At 49.7% G+C, this 2,741-nt stretch carries 2 protein-coding genes and 1 pseudogene (1 of these 3 cut by a window edge); 1 reads left to right on the top strand and 2 read right to left on the bottom strand.

Annotation, left to right across the window (positions count from 1 at the left end; genetic code table 11):
• Both COV46_06845 and folK read right to left on the bottom strand, forming a co-directional pair.
• Positions 1-133, bottom strand: a pseudogene (locus tag COV46_06845) (fructose-6-phosphate aldolase); it reaches 418 nt to the left of the window's first position.
• A complete protein-coding gene (gene folK / locus COV46_06850) occupies positions 130-669 on the bottom strand; it encodes a 2-amino-4-hydroxy-6-hydroxymethyldihydropteridine diphosphokinase (protein PIR16801.1) in 540 nt (179 codons plus the stop codon). The pseudogene COV46_06845 and the gene folK overlap by 4 nt, the downstream one beginning before the upstream one ends.
• A gap of 109 nt (positions 670-778) precedes the next feature.
• On the opposite strand from folK, the gene COV46_06855 reads away from it, so the two are divergent.
• Positions 779-2,741, top strand: a 1,963-nt coding sequence (locus COV46_06855; GenBank protein PIR16766.1) for a hypothetical protein, incomplete at its 3' end; no start/stop codon positions are given.

Raw genomic sequence — 2,741 nt, forward strand, 5'->3', positions numbered from 1 at the left:
CTTTGATCACGCTCTTAAAGTCGCGGCCAGTCTTTGCAACTAGCGAAGGATTTGTTGTGACCCCGTCCACCAGCCCCATGGCGTTTGCCTTCTTGATCTCGTTAATGTCTGCGCTATCGATGAATATCTTCATAATGCCTCCTTGAACTCCCTTATGGTCCTTTTAAGGACCGGATGAATAAGTAACGGCGCTATATCACAAAGCGGTTCAAGCACAAACATTCTTTTGTGCGCCTCGGGGTGGGGGATCTTTAGGTCATGTTCGTTCAGAACGATATCATCGTAGAAAAGAATATCGATGTCAATGGTGCGGGGCTCCCATTTTTCACCGGTCCTGATCCTTCCCAGGCTTGATTCTATTTCGTGCAGGGCTTCCAATAATTGGCGGGGGGTAAGCTCGGTCTCTAGATAAGCCACACCATTAATAAACGGAGGAGTGTCATTCTGAGCCCTGAGGGGGCGAAGAATCTCGTGAATAAAGTTTGATCCAGCAGATTCTTCGCTGCGCTCAGAATGACAAGGGGGCGGCAAAACCGGCTTAGTTTCATACCACTTTGATATTATTATGTTTTTTGCGATGCTAGACGACTTTAGCAGTTTGGTCGCCTTTTCGCAGTTCTTCTCTCTATCGCCCAGGTTCGAGCCTATGCCCAAATATACTGTATGCACAAAAGGGCCCATAACAATTCTTGATTTTATACGCAACTTTTTTAATGTTCAACCGATACTGTTTGTGTTAGGGAGAATTCAAAGAGTTTAAGGGTTTGCGATCTTTTGCATGGGAGATATAATGGGCGGTTGCGGAACACCCCAAATAAGCGGTCCCGAGATAGACGCTCTTATAGATGCGCCTATTAGAGACGACGATCCTCTGTCAAATTTTGACGGAGCTGATGTAGGATATGATGCCACACCAGACGCATGGTTTGACGCCGATAGATATGTCGCGCCCGATGCCCTCAAAGATGTAAACACCGATAGCACAAATGATACCACGTTGGGCGACAACGATATAAAATGGTCCGATGTCTTTATTGACGGAAGCGATGAGGTCATAGATGAATACGTTGCGCCAGAAGAAATTTCTGTAGATTCAGAAACGGACCCTGCGGACTCAGAAGCTACCGCAGATGTTGACCTTCCCGATATCCCTTCCGACAACGAGCAAGATACAGATGAAACCTCTCCGCCGCTTGATACCGATGGTGACGGGGTAGAAGACGAAGAAGATAATTGCCCGCTTGTCAAAAATGCGGATCAAAAAGATTCGGACGATGACGGGATTGGCGATGCCTGCGATATTGAAGAATGTGACGGTTTAGATAATAACGGAGACGGATCCGCCGACGAGATCTTTTTGGAACTCGGAAAAGAATGTTCAATAGGGGTTGGCATCTGCTATTCGATCGGCGAATATGTGTGCTCTGAAGATGGAAAATCGACCGAATGCGACGCAGAAGTTATTGAGCCTGAAGAAGAGATATGCGACGGCCTTGATAACAACTGTGATGATCATACAGACGAAGGATGTGCGTGTACGCCGGGCCTGTACGATTCTTTGCCCACCGATTGCGGTGTGGGGGCTTGCGAAAGCGAAGGCGAGACGTATTGCGAAGACGGCGTTGTTGAGGATAGTTGCGTGCCTGGCGTTCCAGCCGCAAACGATGCCACATGTAATGATGTAGACGACGATTGCGATAGCGTGGCCGACGAAAACTACGTAATTACGTCCAGCTTTTGCGGCGTTGGCGCGTGCATGGCAAATGGTTTGATAACGTGCTTTGGCGGAGCCGAAGTCAATAGTTGCGCACCCGGCACGCCTGCTCCAAGCGATACTACATGCGACGGCATAGACGACGATTGCGACGGCACAGCCGATGAAGATTACAAACCCACATCAACCAAATGTGGTACGGGAGCATGTGAAAGCACAGGCGAGACATATTGCGAGGATGGCGTAGCAAAAGACAGTTGCATGCCGAGCCCGCCCGCTTCGGATGATGCAACATGCGACAGAATAGACGACGATTGCGATGGCGTAGCTGATGAAGATTATGTTTCCACATCGATCACATGCGGCATTGGCGCATGTTTTGCAACAGCAATGTCAGCTTGTATTGCCGGCGTAGAGAAAAGCGCGTGCGCGCCCGGCGCACCAGCCAAAAATGATGCAACCTGTAACGCGATTGACGACGATTGCAATGGCGCAACTGACGAAGATTACCCGCCTACACCGATCGAATGCGGTGTCGGCGCATGTATGGCGAATGGCTTTTTGACATGTGTCGGCGGCAATGAAATCGATAATTGCACACCCGGCACGCCCGCTCCAAGCGATACCACATGTGATGGAATTGACGACAACTGCAACGGACCTGCCGACGAAGGTTTTGTGCAGTCGGCGATCTCCTGCGGTGTGGGGGCTTGCGAAAGCGAAGGCGAGACGTATTGCGAAGAAAGCTCGGTTATGGACAGCTGCCAGCCAAAGGCGCCGGCAGCTGTTGATATCAACTGCGATAATATCGATGATGACTGCGACGGCCTCAAAGATGAGCACTATGTTCCCACAGAGACAAGTTGCGGGACCGGGGCATGTCTGGCACAGGGGATGTTGATGTGTTTCGGCGGAACAGAGATAGATACCTGTGTTGAAGGTGAAATTACCGGTGATGATACAGATTGCAACAATATAGACGATAACTGTGACGGTCTTGTGGACGAAGGTTTCATTTCAACTCCCA

The sequence above is a fragment of the Deltaproteobacteria bacterium CG11_big_fil_rev_8_21_14_0_20_49_13 genome, assembly GCA_002796305.1.
In the GTDB taxonomy this organism is placed as follows: Bacteria; UBA10199; UBA10199.